At 65.0% G+C, this 23,908-nt stretch carries 20 protein-coding genes and 1 tRNA gene; 13 read left to right on the forward strand and 8 right to left on the reverse strand.

The window, feature by feature from the left end:
* Positions 1-11: 11 nt before the first annotated feature.
* The 5 genes from icmH to METLW4_RS0116670 are packed head-to-tail and all read right to left on the reverse strand — an operon-like array spanning position 12 to position 6,701.
* The gene (gene icmH, locus METLW4_RS0116650; protein WP_018267369.1) at positions 12-1,526 is read right to left on the reverse strand and encodes a type IVB secretion system protein IcmH/DotU; all 1,515 of its coding nucleotides are present in this window, start codon (positions 1,524-1,526) and stop codon (positions 12-14) included.
* Entirely contained in the window at positions 1,523-2,863 is a 1,341-nt protein-coding gene (gene tssK, locus METLW4_RS0116655) for a type VI secretion system baseplate subunit TssK (RefSeq protein WP_018267370.1), read from the reverse strand. Before tssK ends, icmH begins: the two co-directional genes overlap by 4 nt.
* A gap of 16 nt (positions 2,864-2,879) precedes the next feature.
* Positions 2,880-4,241, reverse strand: coding sequence for a type VI secretion system-associated FHA domain protein TagH (tagH, locus tag METLW4_RS27100; RefSeq protein ID WP_018267371.1), 1,362 nt, complete (start codon positions 4,239-4,241; stop codon positions 2,880-2,882).
* Between the two features lie 46 nt (positions 4,242-4,287).
* On the reverse strand, positions 4,288-4,854 hold the full coding sequence (locus tag METLW4_RS25135) for a DUF6931 family protein (RefSeq protein WP_018267372.1): 567 nt from the start codon (positions 4,852-4,854) through the stop codon (positions 4,288-4,290).
* Positions 4,855-4,865: 11 nt separating this feature from the next.
* Positions 4,866-6,701: a type VI secretion system Vgr family protein gene (locus tag METLW4_RS0116670; protein ID WP_018267373.1), complete on the reverse strand. Its 1,836-nt coding sequence runs from the start codon at positions 6,699-6,701 to the stop codon at positions 4,866-4,868.
* Between the two features lie 109 nt (positions 6,702-6,810).
* Between METLW4_RS0116670 and METLW4_RS0116675 the strand changes: the two genes are divergently transcribed.
* The 11 genes from METLW4_RS0116675 to METLW4_RS26605 all read left to right on the forward strand — a co-directional run bounded on the left by METLW4_RS0116675 (position 6,811) and on the right by METLW4_RS26605 (position 21,188).
* The gene (locus METLW4_RS0116675) at positions 6,811-7,356 is read left to right on the forward strand and encodes an OmpA family protein (protein ID WP_043332916.1); all 546 of its coding nucleotides are present in this window, start codon (positions 6,811-6,813) and stop codon (positions 7,354-7,356) included.
* Between the two features lie 6 nt (positions 7,357-7,362).
* Positions 7,363-8,946 (forward strand): type VI secretion system protein TssA, encoded by a 1,584-nt coding sequence (locus METLW4_RS0116680; RefSeq protein ID WP_018267375.1) that lies wholly within the window; start codon positions 7,363-7,365, stop codon positions 8,944-8,946.
* Positions 8,947-9,113: 167 nt separating this feature from the next.
* Positions 9,114-9,653: a type VI secretion system contractile sheath small subunit gene (gene tssB / locus METLW4_RS0116685; protein WP_018267376.1), complete on the forward strand. Its 540-nt coding sequence runs from the start codon at positions 9,114-9,116 to the stop codon at positions 9,651-9,653.
* The gene (tssC, locus tag METLW4_RS0116690) at positions 9,650-11,173 is read left to right on the forward strand and encodes a type VI secretion system contractile sheath large subunit (RefSeq protein WP_018267377.1); all 1,524 of its coding nucleotides are present in this window, start codon (positions 9,650-9,652) and stop codon (positions 11,171-11,173) included. The genes tssB and tssC overlap by 4 nt, the downstream gene beginning before the upstream one ends.
* Before the next feature lie 72 nt (positions 11,174-11,245).
* Positions 11,246-11,728 (forward strand): Hcp family type VI secretion system effector, encoded by a 483-nt coding sequence (locus tag METLW4_RS0116695; protein WP_018267378.1) that lies wholly within the window; start codon positions 11,246-11,248, stop codon positions 11,726-11,728.
* Positions 11,729-11,822: 94 nt separating this feature from the next.
* Positions 11,823-12,398 (forward strand): type VI secretion system baseplate subunit TssE, encoded by a 576-nt coding sequence (locus METLW4_RS0116705; protein ID WP_083919280.1) that lies wholly within the window; start codon positions 11,823-11,825, stop codon positions 12,396-12,398.
* A 3-nt stretch (positions 12,399-12,401) separates the two neighbouring features.
* Positions 12,402-14,366, forward strand: coding sequence for a type VI secretion system baseplate subunit TssF (tssF, locus tag METLW4_RS0116710; protein ID WP_018267380.1), 1,965 nt, complete (start codon positions 12,402-12,404; stop codon positions 14,364-14,366).
* A complete protein-coding gene (gene tssG, locus METLW4_RS25140) occupies positions 14,363-15,574 on the forward strand; it encodes a type VI secretion system baseplate subunit TssG (protein ID WP_018267381.1) in 1,212 nt (403 codons plus the stop codon). The genes tssF and tssG overlap by 4 nt, the downstream gene beginning before the upstream one ends.
* Positions 15,571-18,207: a type VI secretion system ATPase TssH gene (gene tssH / locus METLW4_RS0116720; RefSeq protein ID WP_018267382.1), complete on the forward strand. Its 2,637-nt coding sequence runs from the start codon at positions 15,571-15,573 to the stop codon at positions 18,205-18,207. Before tssG ends, tssH begins: the two co-directional genes overlap by 4 nt.
* Before the next feature lie 205 nt (positions 18,208-18,412).
* Positions 18,413-19,753, forward strand: coding sequence for a tetratricopeptide repeat protein (locus tag METLW4_RS0116725; RefSeq protein ID WP_018267383.1), 1,341 nt, complete (start codon positions 18,413-18,415; stop codon positions 19,751-19,753).
* 13 nt (positions 19,754-19,766) lie between these two features.
* On the forward strand, positions 19,767-21,188 hold the full coding sequence (locus tag METLW4_RS26605) for a FecR family protein (protein WP_018267384.1): 1,422 nt from the start codon (positions 19,767-19,769) through the stop codon (positions 21,186-21,188).
* Between the two features lie 129 nt (positions 21,189-21,317).
* Here METLW4_RS26605 and METLW4_RS0116735 read toward each other — a convergent pair.
* Positions 21,318-21,394, reverse strand: a tRNA-Arg gene (locus METLW4_RS0116735).
* 185 nt (positions 21,395-21,579) lie between these two features.
* On the opposite strand from METLW4_RS0116735, the gene METLW4_RS0116740 reads away from it, so the two are divergent.
* Entirely contained in the window at positions 21,580-22,344 is a 765-nt protein-coding gene (locus METLW4_RS0116740) for an alpha/beta fold hydrolase (protein ID WP_020493748.1), read from the forward strand.
* Between the two features lie 16 nt (positions 22,345-22,360).
* Complete coding sequence (gene cysE, locus METLW4_RS0116745; RefSeq protein ID WP_018267386.1) at positions 22,361-23,194, forward strand: serine O-acetyltransferase; 834 nt, start codon at positions 22,361-22,363, stop codon at positions 23,192-23,194.
* Here cysE and METLW4_RS0116750 read toward each other — a convergent pair.
* Both METLW4_RS0116750 and METLW4_RS0116755 read right to left on the reverse strand, forming a co-directional pair.
* The gene (locus METLW4_RS0116750) at positions 23,163-23,483 is read right to left on the reverse strand and encodes a BrnA antitoxin family protein (RefSeq protein WP_245258465.1); all 321 of its coding nucleotides are present in this window, start codon (positions 23,481-23,483) and stop codon (positions 23,163-23,165) included. The two genes, cysE and METLW4_RS0116750, sit on opposite strands and share 32 nt — an antisense overlap.
* 4 nt (positions 23,484-23,487) lie before the next feature.
* Complete coding sequence (locus METLW4_RS0116755) at positions 23,488-23,754, reverse strand: BrnT family toxin (RefSeq protein WP_018267388.1); 267 nt, start codon at positions 23,752-23,754, stop codon at positions 23,488-23,490.
* Positions 23,755-23,908: the final 154 nt, after the last annotated feature.

The following is a 23,908-nucleotide window of genomic DNA, read 5'->3' on the forward strand; positions in this document are numbered from 1 at the left end:
GGGAAAATTCCTCAGTCTATGCGGCTGATGAGCACTTCGACGCGCCGATTGAGGCGCCGTCCGGCTTCATTGGCGTTGTCGGCGATCGGCTCGGACGGGCCGCGGCCGGCCTCCGAGACGCGCGAAGGATCTTTGAGCAGCGGCTTCAGCAGCGCCGCGACGGCGCGCGCGCGCTCCTCCGAGAGACGCTGATTGTCGCGGAAGGGATTGAGCGGGCTCAAGGGCTGATTGTCGGAGTGGCCGATCACTTTGACCGGCCCCGTCTCGCCGTCGATCGCGCGCGCGATGCGCTCGGCGATGGGCGAGAATTGCGGCAGCACCGCCGCCTTGCCGGATTGGAACAGCACGGCGTCGCCGACCTTGATCTGCACCCATTTGCCGTTGCAGGTGACGCTCACGCCGTCGCCGACTTGCTCGCCGATGCGCTTGCATTGCACGGAAGGTTTCGGCGGCGGCTCCACGCGCGGGAGATTGAGCCGCTCCTGCAAGGCGATCTTGGTGGAAGGATGCAGCGTCCCGATCTCCGCTGCGACGGATTCGCCGACGCCTCCGAGCTTTGCGCGCAGGCCAATGAAGACGCCGAAGAGCAGGAGCGCCGCGACAGCCGCGCTCGCCCATAGGGGCAAAACGAAGCCTTTGCGGCCGAGCGGCAGCGCCTGGCCCTTCCAGCGCGGCGAGAGATCGAGCGCCTGCTTCGGCCGCACGCGGCGCAGCAGCTCATAGAGATTGCGCTGTATGTATTGCAGCTGATTGGGGCCGCCCTCGGCGGCGCGATATTGGCCCTGAAAGCCGAGCGCGAGACAGACATGCTGCAATTCCAGCACGTCGAAATTGGCGCCCGGATCGCGCTGCAGCCATTCGAGCTGCTTGAAGAAATTCACGCCGCCGAGACGCTCGCCGAAGAAGCGCGAGGTCATGCTGTAGCGCGTCCACAAATGGCGGTCGTCGGTCGGTATGTTTTGCACAATGTCGTCGGCCGTCGCGCAAATGAGATATTTGGCGACGTTCGCCTGTTCCGGCGTGACGCCGGCGCTGCGAATATCCTTGTCGAAAAAGGCGACGGCGGCGGCGACCTGCTCGAGCAGGCTCTCGAGATCGGCGCTGAGCGCGGCGACGCGCAGACGTCCCAGCAGATGCAGCAGCGGGCCGGCGGCGCGCAATATGGGATTGGGATGCTGCGCGACGAGCGCGTCGAAATCCAAATCCTCGGCGCGCTGCAGAGGCGCGGCCGCCTGCTGCTGCTGCCCGCGGCCCGTCACCCAGGCGTCGGGCGCCGGCGCGCGCGGCGGGCTCGCGGTCTCGAAAGGCGAGGGCGCGAATTGGCCGTAAGGATGCTCGGCCGGGCGCGGCGCGCCGAAATCTTGTTGCGGCGCATAGGCGGGCGCCGTCTGCGGCGTGTAGCCGGGCGTGGGCGCCGGAGGCGGCGGCGCAGCAGGGCGCGGCGGCGGACGGCGCCCGCCGGGATTGGGCTGAAAGACCGTGCGGTCGCCGCCGGAGGAGCCGAAAGGATTGTCCTTGTCGCTCATCTCTTATCCTCCCGAATGGCCCAGAGCTCGAGCTCGAGATCCGGCCAATCGCCCGAGAAATGCAGGCCAATCGCGGCGGCGACGCTGAAATCGGGCCACAGCGGACTCTTCTTGTCGATGTAGAAATACACATGGTCGCCGAGCAGCCGAATCTGCGGCGGCGGCGAGGGCCGATGCACGATCGGCACGCCGGGCAGATTGTAATGCACGATCTCGTTCATGCGCGTGTCGGGACCGAGCTTCAGCAGATTGGGGAATTGCATCTGTATCTCGCTGAGCGGACGCCGCGACGACACTTCGAGATAGAAGGACGCGTTCTGAAACAGCGAGCGGTCCTTGATCGGCGATTTGAACGCGTTGGGCGCGAGCTGCTGCAGCTCGAGACGAATGGCGCGATGATCGGCGTCCTTGCTGAGGAAGTCCTGAAGATCGCGCAGCACCGGCTCGAATGTATTCTTCAGATTGTCGTGATCGTAAGGCCGATAGCTCGGCGCGCGGCGATCGGCGGCGCAGAATGTGGCGAGCTCGCCGGCGAGCGACACGAGAAACACATAGAGCCGCTCTGGATGCAGATGATTGGCCGTATGCTCGAAATGCTGGAGCGCCGGTATCGCGCGATTGAGCGTCTGCAGCAGCAGGTAATCGCGATTTTGCAGGCCGCCGCCGGCGGTGGGATCGGCCGCGTAGCGCGCGATGGATTCGAGCTTGTTCTCGATCCAGCCGATGACGCGATTGAGCCAGCCGACGACGACGTCATGCGCGCGGCAGATCAGCACGGTCGGCGCGAATTCGGGATCGAGCAGCACGGCGCCATTCTCGAGCTTCACGATGCGCGCGACGGGAAGATTATTGTAGCCGCGCTTGCGCTCGCTCTCGAGATGCAGCTCCATGCGCGGATGCGCGACCTCTATCTCCTCCTCCACGCGCAGCTCGGATGTGGAGTCGATGAAGGTCTCGGAGGCGTGAAAATAGCGGCTCGCGGAGACGCTGTCGCGCCGCGCCACCTCGCGCGTGTTGGGCGACGCTTCCGGGAAGGCGAGCCAGACGATGCGATTGGCGATCTTGTCGTCGATCGGCAGAGGCTCCGGCAGCTCCTCCTTGCCCTCGAGCTGAAAAGGCGTGCCGTCCTGCATCACGCCCCATGCGGCCTCGAGCCCGAATTTGCCGCGCTGCGCGAGGCCGTGGTCGATGTCGAGGCGGGAGAAGCCCCAGGAGAAGGGCGCGAGATTGCGCGTGCGGGCGGTGGTCGCCCATTCCAGATAGCGGTCGCCCTGCTGGAAGTGGTGCGGGCGCAGGAACAAACCTTCGCTCCACACGACCTTGCTGCGCCAAGACATTTGCTTCCCCTGTCATTTATTTTTGGGCGTCGGCCCGGTCGTAGCAGTCGGCGAAATTGCGCATGAAGGCGTCGGCGAGCTTGTCGCCCGAGCGCGGGCTCATCGCCGTCCAGCGCTCGACATAGCGGTCCCACAGCCGCGCCTTGCGCGAGCCGACCAGCGAGGCGATGCCGCTGTCCTTGCCCTGCGCTCTCTCGAGGCTCGCGGGATCGAGGCTGTCGCTCAGCATGCGCACCGCTTCCTGCATGGCGGCGTAGGTGCGTAGCTCATGCGCCTTCACATCGACGAAGGCCTGGGCGAAGGCGGGGCCGGCGGAGAGATAGCCCGGACGCGGCGGACCGAGCACGATGCGCAGCGCCTCTTCCGTCGTCGGCGCGAATTTCAGCGGGTTGTTGCCCTGCGCCTCTATGATCGTATGGCTGGCGCTGCGCGTCAGCCGCTTGGCCTCGGCGCGGGCGCGCAGCAATTGCCGCGTCTCCTCGGCGATGAGGCGCGTCAACGTTCCGAGCTGCTCGCCGAGCTGCGCCGGCGTCGCGCCGGCGAATGTCTGTTCCGGCAGGTTCAGCGCCTGCGCGAAGCTCGTCAGAAATTCCGCATAGGCGCCATCCATCCCCGCCGCAGCGGCGGGCGCGGGCGGCGGCGGAACGGGCGCAGTGGCGATCGGCGCAGGAACTGCGAGAGGCGGAGCGGCGGGGATGGAAGGCGCGGCGGCGGGCGGCGGCGAGCCCCAGTCGATAATGGGCGCGGGAGTCGAGGCGGGCGGCGCCGGCGCGCCCCAAATGTCGTTCGGCGCGGCGGCCGGAGCGGGCTGTGGCGGCTCGCCCCAAAAGGCGGCGGGCGCAGGCTCGGCGGAAGGTCGGCGCGGGGTCGGCGCTATCGGCGTCGCCACATCGGCGACATGGTCGATCCAATCGGTCTGCGGCGACGGGTCGAGCCGGCGCGGATCGAGCGAGCGCGGATCGATGGGCGGCGGCGCCGGCTCGGAGGAGCTCCAGAAATCGTCATAGGCCGGCGCCGGCTGCGTCGATGAGACGGCGGCTGCGTCGAGCGCGGGCGCGTCGCCCTCCACGCGCGCCGCCACGACATAATCGCCGATATAGAGACGATCGCCGTCGCGCAGCCGATAGGGCGATTGCACGCGATTGTCGGGGTGATTGACGAAAGTCCCGTTCATCGAGACATCGGTGAGATAATAGGCGCCGTCGCGCGGCGCGATCTCGCAATGGCGGCCGGAGATGAAATGATTCTCGTCCGGCAGGCACCAGTCGAGATGCTGATTGCGGCCGATGTCGATGCTGCGGCGGCCTTCCGCGACATAGGTCAGCGGGCCGCCGTCCGGCCTTCGGCTGAAATTCTCGATCGTCAATGTCAGGCGCATTCCCCGATGGCTCCCTCAGCGGGCCGCGAGCCCGCGCCTTCTCGCCTCATGACCGTTGAAGCTCGCCGAGCGCGCAACGCAGCGCCGCCTCTATCCAGCCGCTCTCGACAGCCTCACGGCGATCCCCCGCCACGGCGCCGAGCGCAATCAGCACGGCGCCGCGCGCCGCCTGCGCCGTGGCCTGCGGCGGCGGCTCCAGATAAAAGGCGGGATCGGGCGAGACATTGCCGCCCGACCATCCCGCCGCTTGCGCGACCCAGGCCGCGGCGAGCGATTTTCTCGCTTGCGCGGCCTCCTCCAGCGCGCGCCGACGCCGCGCCTCGCTCGGCTCGCTCACCCATTCCTCCGCCGCCTGCAGGCAGCGCAGCGACACGGCGTCCGCCGGCGCCGTCTGCCGCACGCAGCGCGCCGCCCACCACACGGCCTCGCGCCGCGCCAGAAGATAGGCGCAATAGGACAAGGCCGCGCGATGGTCGCCCTCCTTCGCGAGACGGGAGACGAAGCCCGCGGAAGGCTCCTCGCAGCACTCGATTCCGACGTCGATCTCCGCCGTGGGAAAAGCGGCGTAGAGGTCGCGCACGGTGGCGAAGCGTATCTTGCTCGGCGCGCTCACCCTCTCCCCCTTCAGTTCAGGTCGATCTTGGCGGCGGACAGGGCGATCATCGTCGAGCTGATCTCTATCTTGCTCGGCGTCAGCTTTATCGAGCTCGCGCCCGTTGTCAGCGTGATCGTGTCGCCGAGCGATTCGATCGTTATGCTCTGATCGACAGTCGTCGCATCCTTGCCGCCATGAATCGTCGTCTTGCGCGAGCCGCTCTGCAATGTCAGCTCGTCGCCGCCGCTCTTCAGCGTCGTCTTGCGCGAGGCGCCGCCGCCGGAGAAGGCTTCGCCGATCTCGGTCGTCTCCGAATTGCGGATTACGACATCGTGATCCTTCTCCGCATGCATGCGGATTTTCTCGTGGCCCTTGCTGTCCTCGAACATGAATTCATTGTAGCCGCCATGGCCCTTGGAGGAGTCGGATTTGATCCCCGACTGCGTGTTGTTGTCCGGCAGCTTATAGGGAAATTTATTGCCGCCATTATACACGGCGCCGACGACGATCGGCTTGTCGGGATCGCCCTCCAGAAATTCGACGACCACCTCCATGCCGATGCGCGGAATGAATTGCGCGCCCCAGCCGGGGCCGGACCATAGCTGCGCGACGCGCATCCAGCAGGAACGCTTGTCCTCGCGGTCCCAATGGAAGCGCACCTTGATCATTCCATGGCCGTCGGGATCGGTGTCGATCTCCTCGCTGTCGGCGTCCTTGTCGCGCGCGACCACCTTCGCGGTCTGCGGCCCATGCACGAGCGGCCGCGGCGTCACCAGGGGCGCGCGAAAGACGCGATCGGCCGGCTGCAGCTCGTAATTGCCGTGATAGGGCTGGCGCCCGTCGAGCCCGCCAGTGGAGCGAAACGCCTCGTCGGCGAAATGATGCGAGCAGCGGACGATGAGATATTGCTTGTTCTCCGCCGTGGTCGGATGGCGGTCGAGCGTGGCGAGCCCGCCCGGAAAGAGGCTGGGCGCCTGGCCCGATGCGTAGCGGCGATAGTCGATCGCCTGCTCGGCCTCGAGCCGCGCGTCGGCATAGAGGCGCCCGTCGCTCGCATTCTGGTATTTGCCGGGATAGTCGTAATATTCGTAGGTCGTCGCGCGCGCGTAGCTCTCGGAGCCCTGCGTCCTGGCCTTGAGATTGGAGCCCGGCTCGCGAAAGGCGTAGTCGCGCAGCTCGATCTTGCCGGTGCGGAAGCGTCGCTCCGACGACCAGGAGAGCAGCGCCTGCTCCTGCTGCGTCAGGCCGGCCAGCGCATTGGCGAAGACGATGGAGGCGCCGCCCTCTATCGCCTGATGCGAGGAGCGCGAGTCGGACAGAACCATCGTGTGCGCGCCGTCCGCGTGCTTGAAGTAGTAATAGATTCCGTGCTGCTCCATGAGCCGCGAGACGAAATCGAAATCGGTCTCGCGATATTGCACGCAATAGTCGAGCTCGGGATAGCTGCGCTTGGTCGCTTTCTCGATCGTTATGTTGCGCTCGCCGAGAATGTCGGCGACGATGGCGAGCGCCGACTTGTGATGGAAGATGCGGCAATTGGTCGTGCGCGTCAGCAGCCATAGGGCCGGCCGCAGCACGAAGCGATAGACATAGAGATCCTCGAAGGCGCCGATCGCCTGCGCCTCCGCGACGATTCCGTTGAAATGACGTTGCGGCCGATCGAGCAGCGACAGAGCCACTGTGCAGTCGCGGCCGAGCAGCTGGTCGAAATCGACATTGGCGTCGGGACTGACCGTCTCGATGCGAACCTCGAACAGCTCGCTCAATCCTTCCGTCGCGTCGAGCGCCGTGATCGCGAGCTTGTCCTTTCCCAATGGCGTGGACAGGATTGCGATGCGGCCGTCCTGAATCAATATGTCAGACATGGTGCATCCGAAGCTCGAAACGATCCTGGAAAGCGAAACGGGTAAGCCCTTGACGATACGTAACGGCAAAAATAGTGTCGAGAAGTATTTTTGCGCCGGGGACGACATATTGGGACGCAAGCTTCTTCTCGCTCTCGCATTGTCGACGGTTGCGGCCTGTGCGCCGTCGACTCTCAGCCGCGCCGATGACGCGCCGGCCTATTCCGCAACGGATATCGTTCGACATTTCGCCGCCGAGCCGTCCTTCGGCGCGGCGCGCTCGCTGTGCATCGGCGCAGCGGCGGATTGCCCCGGCGACGCGGCGGAGAAAGCCACGCGGAACGAGGCCTTCGACCTCGAGGTGACATTCGAGCTCGGCTCCGATCGGCTGACGGCGCGCGCGCGCAAAAATCTCGACCAATTCGCCGAGGCGCTGCGCGATCCGGCGCTCGCCGCGCGACGTTTTCATGTCGACGGCCATACCGATGCGCGCGGCCGCGACGAGACCAATCTGCGGCTGTCGCAACGTCGCGCCGAAGCGGTGCGCAACTATCTGGTTTCGGCGGGGATCGACGCTGCGCGGCTGGATGCGCAAGGCTATGGCCGCGCGCGGCCGAAAGCGCGCGATCCGCTCGACCCGGCCAATCGCCGCGTCGAAACCCGCGCGGAGGATTGAGCGGCCATGGCGATCGTCGATCCGGCCTTTCTCTCGTCGCCCGTCTCCGAGGCGGATCCTTGCGGCCCCGATCTCGACGAGAACGGCGACGCCGCCTTCATGAATTTCTTCGCCTTCGCGCCGTTTCAACTTCCCGAGACCTTCTTTACCGACGGCCGGCCTTTCGACCCGACCGACAATGAATTCCGAGAAGCCATAGAATACATACCGGCCATGCTCGCCGATGTGATGAAGCGCACACGCGATCTGCGCCTCATGGTTTTTCTGGCGCGTCTCGCCATTCTCAAGCGCAACCTCGACGAGTTCGTCGACACGGTCGCAGCCATGGCGACCTTGCTGGAACGCTATTGGGACGGCGTGCATCCGCGCCCCCGCGACGGATCGGTGAAGGCGCGCGCCGATATTCTCGACGAGCTGGACAGCTCTGTCGTGACGATCTCGCTGCAATTCGTCACGCTCCATGCGGATCGGCGCAAGGGCAATATCGCCTTTCGCTCCATTGTGCTCGCCGAGCAGGAGAAGGCGGCCGAAGGCGCAGAGGGCGGCGAGAAGCCCGCGGGCGGCCGCATAGCGGCGATGACGCAGGAGCAGATCGTGCGCGTCCTCGCCGACGCGGGCGAGGAGGCCGTCGCGGCGACGCGCGCCAGCTTCCGGCGGCTCGAGGCGGCGCTGAAGACTATTCGCGCCCGTTTCGCCGAGCATACGAGCGGCGCGGAGACGCCGGAATTCGGCGCGCTGCTGAAGGTCGTCGGCGGCGTGCTGACCTTCTTTTCCTTGGCGTTTCCCGATCCGACGGCGCCGGAGCCGGAAGAGGGTGAAGGAGACGAAGCGGGCGGGAGCGCGGCGCGCGGCGCCATCGCCTGCGCCGCCGACGCGCGCCGCGCGCTCGATGCGGCGAAGGATTATTTCTGCCTCTTCGAGCCGTCCAATCCCGCGCTGCCGCTGGTCGCGCAGGCGATCGTCCTGCAGGGCAAGACCTTCATAGAGGTGCTGGCCGCTCTGCTGCCGGACCGTCACGCCTATGCGCAATTTTCGATCGGCGGCGAGAACGCCTTCAAGCTGGCCGTCGCGCCGCTCGGCGACATGACGCCGTCGCGCGCCGAATATTTCGACGAGCGCCAGACGCCGCGCAAGACGCGCCGCGCGGCGCGGCCGGCGCCGTTGCTGATCGAGGCGCCGGCTCCCGAGGAGCCTGCGCCTTTCGAGGAAGAGAGAGCAGAGCCGGAGAGCATAGAGCAAGAGGCGCAAGCGAGCGCCGAGGAGCCGGACGCGGCGGTGAGCGCCGCCGCGCAGGACGATCTCGCGGAGACGAGCGAGATCGAGGCGCCGGCTCCGATCGTCGTCGAGCCGGAGCAGGTCGAGCCGGAGCCGGAGGCGATCGAATACGTCGAGGATTATGAGATCGACGCTCCGAGCTTCTCGGCGACGACGCGCGTGCAGGCCTTGCTGTTGCTGGACGATATCGCGCGCTATTTCCGCATCGCCGAGCCGTCGAGCCCAATTCCTTGCCTCATCGATCGCGCCCGCGCGCTCGCCGACAAGGACTTCATCGCCGTGCTCGGCGCCGTGCTCGAACGCGAGGAGAGCTGACGGCCGTCGTAAGATTGACACGAGTGTGCGCCATCACACAGCGATTTTAAGCGGTTCGACGAGTATACGGAGGGCAGCGCGAACACGAGCCGACTCGGCGCGTCCACGGCTTGACAGTTTCGCGATGCTCGGCTTCTCTATCGCGAATTCATAAAGGATTATTGTATATGGCGAAGATGAGTGGGCAGAAATTCATCGCGCGCAATCGCCCTCCGCGAGTTCAAATCGAATATGTCGATCCGACCGCCGACGAGAAGGTCGAGCTTCCCTTCGTGATGGGCGTGCTGGCCGATCTCTCCGGCAATTCGCCCGGCCACGGCAAGGAAGACTTCGACAAGGGAACTGCGGCGACCCGCAAGTTCGTCGAGTTCGACATGGATAATTTCGACGAGCGCATGAGCTCCGAGCATGGCGTTCGTCCGGGCGTCAGCTTCCATGTCGACAACAAGCTCTCCGATCAGCCGGGCGAGAAGCTGAGCGTGAAGCTCGATTTCAAGAGCATGGCCGATTTCAGCCCCGCCGCCGTCGCCAAGCAGGTGCCGGTGCTCGCCGAGCTGCTCGAGGCGCGGCAAAAGCTCGCCAATCTGCGCGTCTATATGGACGGCAAGGACGCCGCCAACCAGCAATTGCGGGCTTTGCTGAAGGACCCGCAAAAGATGGAAGCGCTCAAGGAATTCCTCTCCGCGACCCGATCGGGCGACAAATGAGCGAGGCGCAAGTGACCACAGAGCTCACACAGACCGAAGCCGCTGTCGCCACGACCGGCGGCGAACTCGACGAATTTCTGCAATCGCTGAAGCAGAGCTTCAAGCCGCCGAAGGACGAATCCGCGGCCAAGGAGCAGAATGCGCGCGTCCAGGACGCGATCTCCATCTTCGTCAATCAGGCGTTGTCCAATACGGACGCCGTCATCAAGGACGATGTGCTCGACACGATCGAGCGGCTGATCGCCTCCATCGACGAGAAGCTGACGGCCCAGCTCAACGAGATCATCCACGCCGAGGAGTTCCAGAAGATCGAGAGCGCCTGGCGCGGGCTGCATCATCTCGTCTACAGCTCGGAGACGGACGCCACGCTGAAGATTCGCGTGCTGAACATCTCCAAGACGGAACTCTATCAGCATCTGAAGGACTATCCCAAAGCGAAATGGGACCAGAGCGAGCTGTTCAAGCGGGTCTATGAGGAGGAATATGGCCAGCTCGGCGGCCAGCCCTATGGCGCGCTCGTCGGCGACTATTATTTCAGCCATCATCCGACCGATGTGCAGCTGCTGCGCGATCTCAGCAAGATCGCCGCGGCCGCCCATGCGCCCTTCATCACCGCCGCCGATCCGAGCCTGATGCGCATGGACAGCTGGAACGAGCTGTCCAATCCGCGCGACATCGGCAAGGTGTTCGACACGCCGGAATACGCCGCCTGGAAGAGCCTGCGCGATTCGGAGGACGCCAAATATCTCGGCCTCACTCTGCCGCGCGTGCTGGCGCGCCTGCCTTACGGCGCCGCGTCCGAGCCGGTCGAGGAATTCGGCTTCGAGGAAGACACCGACGGCCACAAGGGCGAGAAATACGCCTGGATGAACTCCGCTTATGCGATGGCGGCGAACATCACCCGCGCCTTCAAGGACCACGGCTGGTGCTCGCGCATTCGCGGCGTCGAATCGGGCGGCGAGGTCGAGGATTTGCCGACGCATACTTTCCCGACGGACGATGGCGGCGTCGATCTCAAATGCCCGACGGAGATCGCCATCAGCGACCGCCGCGAGGCGGAGCTAGCCAAGGCCGGGCTGATGCCGCTCATCCATCGCAAGAACACCGATCGCGCGGTGTTCATCGGCGCGCAATCGCTGGCGCGTCCGAAGGAATACAACAACGACCCGGACGCCACCGCCTCCAGCAATCTCGCGGCGCGCCTTCCTTACATGTTCGCAGTGTGCCGCTTCGCACATTATCTGAAGGTCATGGTGCGCGATAAGATTGGCTCCACCAAGGAGAAGGAGGAGCTGCAGAGATGGTTGCAGAACTGGATCGTCCAATATGTCGACGGCGACCCGACCAATTCGTCCGATGAGGTGAAGCGCAAGAAGCCTCTCGCCGGCGCGAAGATCACCATCGTCCCGAATGAGGAAAATCCAGGATATTATTCCGCGACATTCGAGTTGCGGCCCCATTATCAGCTGGAAGGCATGAATATCGGAATGCGCCTCGTGTCCCGTCTCCCGATCAAATAGGGAAGACGGCGAGGATCGCGAAAAAGCGATTTCATGCATCGATCTTTCGAACCCGATCAAAGGATATAGACAATGGCGACCGATATTTTTCTCAAGTTCACTTCCAAGGTCGAAGGCGAATCGTCCGACAGCAAGCACAAGGGCGAGATCGAAATCTCGAGCTATGGATTCGGCGTGACCAACCAGGGCACCTCCGGCCATGGCGGCGGCGCCGGCGCCGGCAAGGCGGATTTCCAGGATCTGCATTTCACCAAATCCGTCGACAAATCCACGCCGAACCTTCTCAAATTCACCGCCGAGGGCAAGCATTTCGAGGAGGCGCTGATCACCGTCCGCAAGGCCGGCGGCGGCCAGCAGGAATATCTCAAGATCACGCTCAACGATGTGTTCATCACCTCCTATCACAGCGACGGACACAGCGGCGCAGTGCCGTCGGAGAGCTTCACGCTCAACTTCACCAAGGTGAAGCTGGAATACAGCCCGCAAAAGGCCGACGGCTCGCTGGAGCCCAGCATCAGCGGCGGCTACAATGTGAAAGAGAACAAGTCGTTCTGACGATGAATGACGTGTCGGCGGCGCTCGCGCGACGAGGCCGCCGACCGTCGGTCGCATCGCTCGCCGCTATGCGACGCCGCGCGGGAAAAGCTCAATGACCTCCTCGACGACGACGAGCGTTCGCCCGGCGGACCGGCTCAGCCCCCCTCTCATGCATGTGTTTCGCGCCGCGCATCGCGACCGCCGCGAGCAGGCGCGCGAGTCGGCGAAGCGCCAGGCGCTGCTCCGCGAGGGCGGAACGCCAGAGGCGGAGCGCAAGACGCGGCCGCAGCGCGCGCCCATCAATGAGCAGGAGCTGAAGGCGGAGGTCGAGCATGATGTCGCCGCGCTGATGAATCATGTCTCGATGGATTCGACGATCGATCTTTCGCCCTTCGCGCGCGTGCGCGGCTCCATCCTCAATTACGGCTTCCCCGATCTCGCCAATCGCACCATGGACGAGCTGGAGGCGCGCGATCTTCATGGCGAGATCATCGCCGTGCTGAAGCAATATGAGCCGCGCCTCATTCCCGGCACGGTGCGCGTCACGCGCGACCGCTCGCCGGAGGCGTTGCAGGAGATTCGCTATATCGTCGACGGCCATCTCCTCTGCCAGCCGCTCAACGTTCCCATCGAGTTCGTCGCAAAATTCGAGGAAACGACGGGCAAGCTGCATCTTGCGCGGCGCTGAGCGATGAATCGCGAATTCCTCGATCTCTATAATCGCGAGCTCGATCTCTTCTACGAGCACGCCGCCGAATTCGCGGAAGAATATCCAGAGATCGCCAAGCGCCTCGGCGGCCTGCTCCGCGACCGCGCCGATCCCATGGCCGCGGGCCTATTGGAAGGCGCCGCCTTTCTCGCCGCGCGCGTGCAATTGAAGATCAAGCACGAGTTTCCCGAATTCGCCAATAATCTCCTCGAGCAGCTCGTTCCGCATTATCTCGCGCCGACGCCCTCCGCCATGCTGGTGAAGGCGCTGCCGAAATATGGCGATTCAGCGCTCGCCGACGGCCGCCTGTTTCCGCGCGGCGCGCAGATCGACGCGACCTATCTCGAGGCCGATAAGGAGATCGCCTGCCGCTACACGCTGACGGCGCCGATCCGACTATGGCCCTTCTACATAAAATCCGCGGAATATTTCACCAGCGCCGCCGCGTTGCAGCCGCTCAAGATCAATGCGCGCCGCGAGACGGTCGCGGGCATGCGCATCACGCTCGTTGTCGCCGCGACGTCGGACCCCGCCGATGACGCGCGCGAGAAGGCCGCGCCGCCGCAGCCCTGGTCGCTGTTCAGCGACAATAAGGCGACGGAGCTGCCCTTCCATCTCGCCGGCGCCGAGGCGCACGCCAATGCGATCTATGAGCAGATCTTCGGCCATTGCACGGGCGTGTGGTTCCGCTACGTCGACGCCAATAATGACGCCACCGTCATAGAGGCGCCGAAGGATTGCCTCCGCCAGCTCGGCATGGATGAGCAGGAATCGCTGCTGCCGCGCGACGATCGCATCTTCCGCGGCTTCGATCTGCTGCATGAATATTTCATGTTCTCGCGCAAGTTTCTCGGCTTCGAGCTCGCGCTCGATCGCGAGAAGGTGACGAGCCGCCTGCCTTCGCGCGTCATCGACATCGTCTTCGGCTTCGACGAGGTCAATAGCGCGCTGGCCGCCAGCGTGCAGAAGGACATGTTCGCGCTCTATGCGGCGCCGGCGGTCAATCTCTTCGAGATGGCGACCGATCGCGTCTCCATCAAAGCCAATCGGCACGAATATCATGTCGTGCCCGACAAGAGCCGCTATCTCGATTATGAGCCGCATCGGCTCATCGACGTCTTCGCGCATTTTCCCGGCAGCGTCGAAAAGCGCCCGGTGCGGCCGCTCTACGCCTCCTCCACCGATCTGCGCGAGAAGAATGCGCTGCAATACACCATCCGCCGCGCGCCGCGCCGGCGCACGATCGAGGAGAAGCGCTACGGGCCGGCGGGCGATTATTTCGGCACGGATCTCTTCATCTCGCTGAGCGACACGGGCGCGCTGGACGAGAACATCGGCGTCGCCGAGCTGAGCATTCGCGCGCTCTGCTCCAATCGCCATTTGCCCGAGCATTTGCCGATCGGCCAGAACCGCGTCGATTTTCGCCTCGCCGACGATGTCGAGCTCGATCTCGTTTGCCTCGCCGGCCCGACGCGGCCGGGCGAGTCGCTCGTCTCCTATCAGCGCCGCCGCGCCGAGACCGCGCATATGGGGACGGTCTCCTGGCGGCTCATCAATATGCTGAGCCTCAATCATCTCGGCCTCACGGAGCGCGAGGCGGGCGACAACGCCCGCGCGCTGCGCGAGATATTGACGACATTCACCGAGCCCAATGACGCCGCCGGCGAAAGGCGCGTGCGCGGCGTGCTGTCGGTGGACAGCCGGCCGGTCGTGCGACGCATTCGTTGCGGCGGCGGCGTCGGTCCGGCGCGTGGCACGGAAGTGACCGTGACACTGGACGAGAAAGCCTTCGAAGGAACCGGCGCCTTTCTGCTCGGCGCGATTCTCGATCGCTTCTATTGCGAATATGCCGCCTTCAATCATTTCACCCAGCTCGTTCTGCGAACGACCGAGCGCGGCGAGATTATGCGCTGGCCTGCGAGGCTCGGCGCGCGGAGGGCGCTTTGAGCTATTTCGAAAAAATGCGGCGCGAGCCCTGGCGCCATGATTTTCTCGACATGATGCGCCGCGTCGAGCGCAGTCTCGGCCAGCGGCTCGAGGGCGACAGCGTGTTCGCGCAGCCGCGCCCGCGCATCGGCGACAGCGCCACGCGCCGCGACGAGGTGGTGCGGCTCGGCTCGGAGCAATTCGCGCGCGAGGCCGCGGTCTCCTTCGGGCAGGAGCCGTGGATGGCGTTTCCAGGCGCGACGCTGCGTGAGATCGCGCCGCGCTGGAACAAGCCGCTCCCGCCCACCGACGTCATTGCGCGGGCGCAGACGCCGGCCGATCGCGTGCATATCGTCTCGGCCTTTCTCGGCCTGCTCGGCCCGCAGGGGCCGCTGCCTTATCATTTGACCGAGGAAGCCTTCGCCTATGCGCAGGTGGAGGATTTGTCCTTCATCCATTTCCTCGATCTCTTCAACAATCGCTTCATCCAATTGTTCTTCCGCGCCTGGGCCGATGCGCGTCCCATCGTGCAGGCGGACCGGCCGGACTATGACCGCTTCGGCGCCTATGTGACCTCCATGGTCGGAGTCGGCTCCCAGGCCTTCGACACGACGGCGGCGAAGCATGACGGCGCGCGTCGCGAGAGCTTCATACCGGAGGGCGTCGGGCTCTATGCGGGCTTGCTCGGCCCACAGGTGAAATCCGCCTCGCGGCTGCGCCAAGCCATTCGCGGCATGTTGCGCGTCGAGACGGAGATCGACGAATTCATCGGCTCCTGGCTCGAGTTCGACGCGCGCGAGCGCTCGCATCTGGGCGGACGCAACAGCACGCTCGGCGTCGATTTCCTCGTCGGCGCCGCGTCCTTCAGCGTGCAGGACAAGATTCGCGTGCGGCTCTACGTCGCCGATATGGCGCAATATCGCAAATTCCTGCCGGTCGGCGACGATTGCGATCGGCTCGTCGATATTTTGTTTTTTTATGTCGGCGACGAGATCGATTGGGATGTCGAGCTCGCCGTGCCGGCGCGCTGCGTCGAGCCCATCCGGCTCACATCCGATTCCGCCGCGGGGCCGGCGGGCGGCGCGCGGCTCGGCTGGACGAGCTGGCTCGTCGACGAAAATGCATCGAGGAAAGACGGCTATCGGGCCGATGCGCGCTTCCAGCCTGCGGAGCGCAAGAGGCATGAGCGCGAAAAAGCCAGACGCGAAGCGGAGGCGATGAAACCATGACCGACATTGGACTCGAGACAGTCACTGGCAAGCTCAATCTCGTCGGCTTCGAGACGATCGCCAAAGCGCATCGCCAAGCGAAAGGCCTCGGCAATCGCTATGTCGAGCTCGCCCATTGGCTGCTGCACATGCTGGAGAAGACCGGCTCCGACGTCGATGTGATCGCCGATCATTTCAATCTCGATCGCGCCAAGCTGCTTCTCGATGTGGAGCGCGCGATCGGCGCGCTGACGCCGAGCCAGACGGAGACGCCCTATTATTCCGGCGCGGTGATCGAGGCGCTCGATCGCGGCTGGCATTACTCCACGCTCTTCTTCGCCGAGGCGCAGATTCGCACCGGCCATGTGCTGGTCGGCCTGCTCAAGACGGATCGGCTGCGCGCCGCTCTGCTCGCCGTCTCGCGCGAATTCGCCAAGATCGCCGTCGATGCGCTGCTCGACGAGCATAAGAAGATTCTCGCGCGTTCCGACGAAGAGAATCTGCGCCCCATAGACGGCAGCGGCCTCGCGCCGGCGAGCGGCGGCGCTGCGGCGGGTGAGACGCGCGGCCAGACGGCGCTCGATCGTTTCTCGCAGGATTTGACCGCGCGCGCGCGCTCCGGCGAGATGGACCGCATATTGGGCCGCGACGAGGAGATCAGAAAAATCGTCGATGTGCTGATGCGTCGGCGGCAGAATAATCCGATCCTCACCGGCGAGGCTGGCGTCGGCAAGACGGCGGTCGTCGAAGGCTTCGCGCAGGCGATCGTCTCCGGCGACGTGCCGCCGCCGCTGCGCGACGTCACTCTGCGCGCGCTCGATGTCGGCCTGCTGCAGGCCGGCGCCTCGATGAAGGGCGAGTTCGAGCAGCGGCTGCGCTCCGTCATCGACGAGGTGCAGAAATCGCCGAAGCCGATCATTCTCTTCATCGATGAGGCGCATACGCTGATCGGCGCCGGCGGCGCGGCCGGCACCGGCGACGCCGCCAATCTGCTGAAGCCGGCGCTGGCGCGTGGAACACTGCGCACCATCGCCGCGACGACATGGAGCGAATATCGCCAATATTTCGAGAAGGACCCGGCGCTGACGCGGCGCTTCCAGCCGATCCAGATCGACGAGCCGGACGCCGCGCGCGCGGCGGCGATGTTGCGCGGCATTCTCGCGCCGATGGAAAAGCATCATGGCGTGCGCATTTCGGACGCCGCCATCACCGCCGCCGTCGCTCTGTCGCAACGCTATATTCCCGCGCGGCAATTGCCGGACAAGGCGGTGAGCCTGCTCGACACAGCGAGCGCGCGCGTCGCCATCAGCCAGTCGACGACGCCCGCCGCCATCGCCGACAAGCGCGTCGAGATCGACCATCTTGCGCAGGAGAAAGCGGCGCTGCTCGCCGATCGCGATCTCGGCGCCGACACGCGCGCGCGGGTGAATGAGATCGACGATGCGATCGTCGCGGCCAAGGACAGGCTCGGCCTGCTGGAGAGCGCTTGGAGCCAAGAGAAATCCATCGTCGACGAGGTGCGCTCGCTGCGCGAGATTCTCGCGCAGACGCAAGAGGAGAGCGCGCAGGAGAGCGAGCGCGCGAAGCTGACGGAAAAGCTCGGCGCATTGGCCGCGCTCGATCCCGAGATGCGCGCCATTTATCCGCATGTCGACGAGCAGGCGGTGGCCGCCGTCGTGTCGGATTGGACGGGCATTCCGGTCGGCCGCATGGTGAAGGACGAGATCGAGAATATTCTCCGCCTGCCGGAGATTTTGAACAAGCGCGTCGTTGGGCAGAGTCATGGCCTCGCGATGATTTCAAAGCGCATCGAGACCAATCGCGCGCGGCTCGACAATCCCAACAAGCCGATCGGCGTGTTCATGCTCTGCGGCCCCTCTGGCGTCGGCAAGACGGAGACGGCGCTGGCGCTCGCGGAGGCGATCTATGGCGGCGAGCAGAACATCATCACCATCAACATGTCGGAGTTTCAGGAAGCGCATACGGTCTCCACGCTGAAGGGCGCGCCTCCCGGCTATGTCGGCTATGGCGAAGGCGGCCGCCTCACCGAAGCCGTGCGGCGCAAGCCCTATAGCGTCGTGCTGCTCGACGAGATCGAGAAGGCGCATCCCGACGTGCATGAGATTTTCTTCCAGGTCTTCGACAAGGGACAGATGGAGGATGGCTCGGGCCGGCGCATCGATTTCAAGAACACGCTCATCATCCTCACCTCCAATGTCGGCACCGATCTCATCATGGAGCTCGGCGCCGATCCCGCCTATCACGACGACACGGAAGCGCTCGCCGCCGCGCTGCGGCCGGAGCTGCAACGCGTCTTCCCGCCGGCGCTGCTCGGGCGCATCGTCACCATTCCCTATTTCCCGCTGTCGCCGGAGATGCTGTCCGGCATTGTGCGGCTGCAATTGAATCGCATCGGCAAGCGCATCGAGGAGAACCACAAGGCGGCCTTCGTCTATGACGACGCGGTGGTCGATCACATTGTCGCGCAATGCAACGATCCCGATTCCGGCGGACGCATCATCGACAACATCATCACCAACACGCTGCTCCCCTCGCTCTCGCGCGAGTTCCTGAAGCGCTCGCTCGCGAAGGAGGAGCTGCGCGAGGCGCGGGTGACGGTGAGCGAGGGCGCCTTCGGCTTCGAATGGAGATGAAGCGGCGGCGTTCTGCTCATGCCCGCGGCGTTCCGTCGTCGTGGCGCGGATGCCGACCGCGGTCATGACGCTGGAACATCGCCGCGGCCCGGCCGGAGTCCTGCGGCCAAGGCCGCGGCTCTTGACGTAGCCCAAAAAATGTCGCAATTCAGCAAAGGTTTAGCAATAAATTGCGATCAGTGCGGCGTGCGCGTCGGGGCGAGAATTGGCGACAAGGACTAAAATCAGCGCTCTCCTGCTGATCGCTTGCGTTGCGCGCTGCGACGCTTCCGCGCATTCGGAGCAGGCGCCCGAGCAATCGGAGCTGGATCGGCTGGCGGCTCACGTCCGCATGCATCCGACCGATTACGAGCAGACCTACGCCTATATTCGGCTCGCGACGGAGCTGCATGACGAGGCCGCGATCGGCGCGCTCGAGCGCTTGCTGATGTATAATCCGGCTCTCGGCCGCGCGCGCAAGGAGCTCGGCTTTCTCTATGCGCGCATCGGCGCCTATCAGAGCGCGCTCTACAATCTGCGCGCGGCGTTGAAATCGGCCGATCTCGACGCCGCGCAGAGAGCGCAGATCGAGGCACAGCTTCCCGACATCGAAAGACATACGCAGGCGAGCCGTCTCTCGGGAAATTTGCAGATCGGCGTGCGCACGCAATCCAACGCCGCCTATCTGCCGTCGAGCGGGCTCTTCGACGTCGGCGGCGTGCAGACGCCGGGCGGCGTCACCGGACGGCAGTCCGACGCCAACACATTCGAGCAGGCGCAGCTGACGCACGACTATGATTTCCAAAATCAGCGCGGCGACACGCTGGAGACGCGCGGGCTGGCCTATGCGACGCAGCAATTCGCATTGTCGCAATATAATGTCGCACTGTTCTCGCTCTCCACGGGGCCGCGCTTCGGCCTGTCGGACATCGCGCCGGGCTTGTCAGTGAAGCCCTATGTCTCCGGCTCGGCCGCGCTCGTCGGCAATCTCAACTATCTCAACACGGGCGGCGCCGGCTTCAGCCTGCGTCAGGCCTTCGGCGATCGGCTGTCGCTGGAGCCGGGCTTCGAATGGTCGCGGCTCTGGGTCAATTCCGGCTCCGCATCGGGAAGCGGCGCGCAGACGGTGGCGACGATCGCGAGCGGCGATGTGTTCACCGGCTCGCTCGGCGTCAGCCTGCGCATTTTCGACAATGTGCGTCTCGAGGGACGCGGCGCCTTCTCGCGCGCGGCGGCCTATGTCGCGACTCAGGCTTCGGATCAGTTCGATCTGCAGGCGATGTTGCGCGTGGAGGTCGATCCGCCGTTCGCGGAAATGCCGCGGCGATGGACCATCGCGCCCTACGCGCGCTTCACGCAGATCGCTTTCGATATCGCCAATCCCGCGCTCGATCCGTTCCGCGTGCGACGCGACGACGCCTGGACCTATGGGCTCGCGCTGGACGCGCCGATCACGGCGGAGCTGGGCGTCTCCGGCCATCTCGAGTTTCTGCGCAATGATTCGAACATATCGAGCTTCAAGATGCAGAATGTCTCGCTGACATTCGGGCCCACCGCGAGATTCTGACGAGGGGGAGGCGATGCGAAATCTGCACGGCGTGGCGCTCCTCGCGCTCTTTGGCCTTTGCGCGACGAATGTCCGCGCCGATGTCGTCGGCAATGTCGGCGCGGTCAATCAGGCGGCGCAAGGAACGCCGCCCGGCGGTTCCGCCAAAGGATTGACGCTCGGCTATGGCGTCGTCGATCGCGAGCGCATCGACACCAAGACCGACGGCCGCGCGCAGATTGTCTTTCTCGACAAATCGACGCTCGGCGTCGGCGCGAACAGCTCGGTGACGATCGATCGTTTCGTCTATGACGCCGCCGCCGGCGCCGGCAAGCAGAGCCTCTCCATCACCAAAGGCGCGCTGCGCTTCATCGGCGGCGAGGTGAGCCATGGCGCCGGCATGGAGATCAAGACGCCCTCGGCGACAATCGCCGTGCGCGGCGGCATGGTGCTGGTGCGCGTCGGCGGCGCCGATTGCCGCGAGATCGCGCGAGCGGGCGGCTGCGACGAGATCGTGCTGCTGAATGGCGTCGCCACCATCGTCACCGCGAAAGGCCGGCGCATCCGGCTGACGCGTCCGGGCTATGGCGTCGTCATCGGCTCGGGCGGCGAGGAGTTGTCCGATCCCGCGCCCGCCGGCGAGGCGTCGATCGAAGGTTTCGACGGGCAATTCGCCAGCCTGCCGGGCCAGACCGGCGGCGCCGGCCTCGGCGCGCTGCCGACGGGCGCGCAGGCGCTCGCGCATCTCGGTTCTCTTCGGGAGCCCGATCGCACGCCTTGGGCCGGGCTCGGGGCCATCGGCGCGCATTGGGGCGCCGCCGGCATAGCGCAGAGCCGCGCGCAGACGAATAATCAGACGGTCGCGACGCAGACGCGCCAGACTCTCGCCGCCATCGTCGCGGCCCAAAACGCCGCGCGCGCCGTCGCAGGGGGCGGGACGGGCTCCTCCGCCCTGACGATCGATCCCGGCAATCCCGCCAGCGGCGCGGTGGGCGCGCTCTTCGCGAATGGATTTTGCGTATGGGGCTGCGTGACGCCGACTTTCGTCTCGCAGAGCGTCTCGGGAACGACCACCACCATAACGCTGCGGGCGAGCTTCCCCGGCTATGGCTATTTTCTGATCGCTCTGTCGGTCGATGCGGCGAGCATAAATTACACCGCGGGCCAGACCTCGGCGTCCTTCAACGGCGCCTTCGGCGCCACCATCGTCTATTATCCCCAGAGCGGCGCCGCGGCGCAGACGAACACCTATAATTTCGTCATCAATGAGCTTTTGAGCTGGTCCGGCGCGGTCTCGGCGAATGGCGCGCCGACGTCATTCACCGTCAGCGGCAGCGACACGCTGAATTTCGTCAATGCGGCCGGCATAATTCTCGAGCCGCCGCCGACATCGACCAATGCATTCTTCAGCCTGCCGAACGGCTTCACGCAGAGCTTCGAATTCTCCTATCCGTGACGGGCGCCTTCGACGGTCGACCGCTCCCGCCGAAGCCTATGCCGATTCGGCGCCGCGCAGATTTGCGCTCGGCGCGATCCGAGCCCGCGCCGAGCGCAGGCGGACGCCGTCCAGATTTTTAAGGAAAAATGGCGCGCCCGAAGAGATTCGAACTCCTGACCCCCAGATTCGTAGTCTGGTGCTCTATCCAGCTGAGCTACGGGCGCCTTACGGTCCGTTCCGCGTCACGAAGATGCGTCGAACCGGTGGAGAGGTCGTTTAGCGGCTACGAGGCCGCTTGGCAATAGGAAGATATTTCCCCCGCCAAGACGCTTGCGCTGCCCTACGGCTGCGATAATTACCGACGATCCTGATGCCGACGCTCCTTGAATGTAATAAAATAGGATTGATGATGGACGAGTTCGGGTCGAATGGCGCGCAGATCGCCTATATCGATTTTCCGCCGCTGACGGAGGATCGTGGGGAGCCGATCGTTCTCATTCACGGCTTTGCCTCGACGCATGCCGTGAACTGGCTCTTTCCCCAATGGGTCAAGACTTTGACCGAGGATGGTCGGCGCGTCATCGTGCTGGACAATCGCGGCCACGGCCGCTCGGAGAAGATTTATGATCCCGCCGCCTATGATCTCGCGCTGATGGCCGGGGACGTCGCCAATCTGCTCGCGAGCCTCGGCGTCGCCCGCGCCGATGTGATGGGCTATTCCATGGGCGCGCGAATCGCCGTCACGCTGGCGCTGAATCATCCCGAGGTCGTGCGTTCGCTCGTGCTCGGCGGCATCGGCGCCAATCTCGTGACCACGGGCCTGCCGCGCGGCCTAGCCGAGGCCATGGAGGCCGAGCGCATAGAGGATATCGACGACCCGCTGCTAAAGATGTTCCGCGGCTTCGCCGAGGCCACGCGCGCCGATCTGCTGTCGCTCGCCGCCTGTGCGCGCGGACCGAATCAGATCGTCGACCGCGCCCGGCTCGCCGCGATAAAGGTCCCCGTGCTGATCTGCGTCGGCACGCGCGACGAGGTGGCCGGCGATCCGCATCCGCTCGAGCCCTTTTTCCCGGACGCCCATATCGTCGATATTCCCGGCCGCGACCATAATCGCGCCGTCGGCGACCGCGTCTTCAAGCAGGCGGTGCTCGATTTCCTCGCGCAGCGGGAATAGGCCGCGGAGCGACGCCATGACCGACAGCGTCCCCGCCCGGCTCGTCGCCCTCTCTGGCGTCGATCCGCTTTTCGCCCGCCTCTCGGCGGAGGCCGAGGCCGCTGCGGGCCGCGAGCCCAATATGGCGGCCTTTCTCTATGCGGCCGTCCTGGCGCAGGACAGCCTCGAGGCGGTGATCGCGCATCGAATCGCGCAGCGCCTCGCTGCGCCGGAACTGCCGGCGACCGTCATAGAGCGGCTCTGCCACGATCAGATGGCGCGCGATTCGGCCCTGGGCGCGGCGTTGCGGGCCGATCTCATGGCCGTTTTCGACCGCGATCCCGCCTGCACGCGGCTGCTCGAGGCGGCGCTCTATTTCAAGGGCTTCCACGCTATTCAGAGCTATCGGCTGGCGCATGGGCTGTGGCGCTCCGGCCGCAGCGATCTCGCGCTCTGGCTCCAGAGCCTCGCCTCGGCGCGTTTCCAGACCGACATCCACCCGCAGGCGCGAATCGGCGCCGGCTTCTTTCTCGATCACGCCACGGGCGTCGTGATCGGCGCCACCAGCGTCATAGAGCATGACGTCTCCATGCTGCATGGGGTGACGCTCGGCGGCTCCGGCACGGCGGGCGGTGCGCGCCATCCCAAGGTGCGTCATGGCGTGCTGATCGGCGCGGGGGCCAAGCTGCTCGGCGATATAGAGATCGGCGAGCGCGCGCGCATAGCGGCGGGCTCCGTGGTGCTGGAATCAGTGCCGGCGCATAAGACGGTCGCCGGCGTGCCGGCCCGCGTCATCGGCGATGTCGGCGCGGCCGAGCCGGCGCTGACGATGGATCAGATCATCGACGAGTCGCACGATCCGGGGTTGTAGGCTTCCGCGCGGGGGGCTGCGATTTGCGATTTGCCTGCTCCACATAGGAGCGTAGGACGGCGTTGATCTTGGTCTGATATCCTTTGCCCTGCCGACGAAAGAATTCGAGCACATCCTGGTCGACGCGCATGTTGAGCACGGCCTTCGGCTGCGGCAGCTCCACCGAAGCGGTCGACCAATCGACGATCATGTCGGCTTCGTCAGGATCCGAAGCGATAGCGGCTTCGATCTGCTCTTGGGTCAGGGCCTCTGCGCGCTTCCAATCGCTCTCATCGCGCAATGATCGCAATTCTTCATCCGTGTACCTGACGATACGCTCCTTCTTCGGCGCGGCGCGCGCGCCTGAACGAGATGATTCGGCGCGTCTCGCCGCGCCAAGTCCAGATGATCGTGTAGAATTTTTCATCGATACGGCCCACTGTCACGAATCTCGCCTCTGCAGCATTCGCTGATCGCGCGGTGATCGTCGGTCTGCCATCGAAAAGCAGCCCAGCCACGGCAAAGTCGAGCCCATGCTTGGCGACATTGGCGATGCGCTTGTTCTCGTCCCACTCGAGCATAGCAATCTATACTTATTGTCTATACAATCAACCCTCGGAAGCCGACTTCGGCTTCTCAGCGACAGTTTCGATCACTGAAAGTGGCGTAGAGACGAGATATGCGAGAGTGAGGCGGCTCATCGTCGCTTCGTCGATCGCGCCGACCGCCGCGAGG

Origin of the sequence: Methylosinus sp. LW4, from assembly GCF_000379125.1 — a bacterium.
Taxonomy (GTDB): Bacteria; Pseudomonadota; Alphaproteobacteria; order Rhizobiales; family Beijerinckiaceae; genus Methylosinus.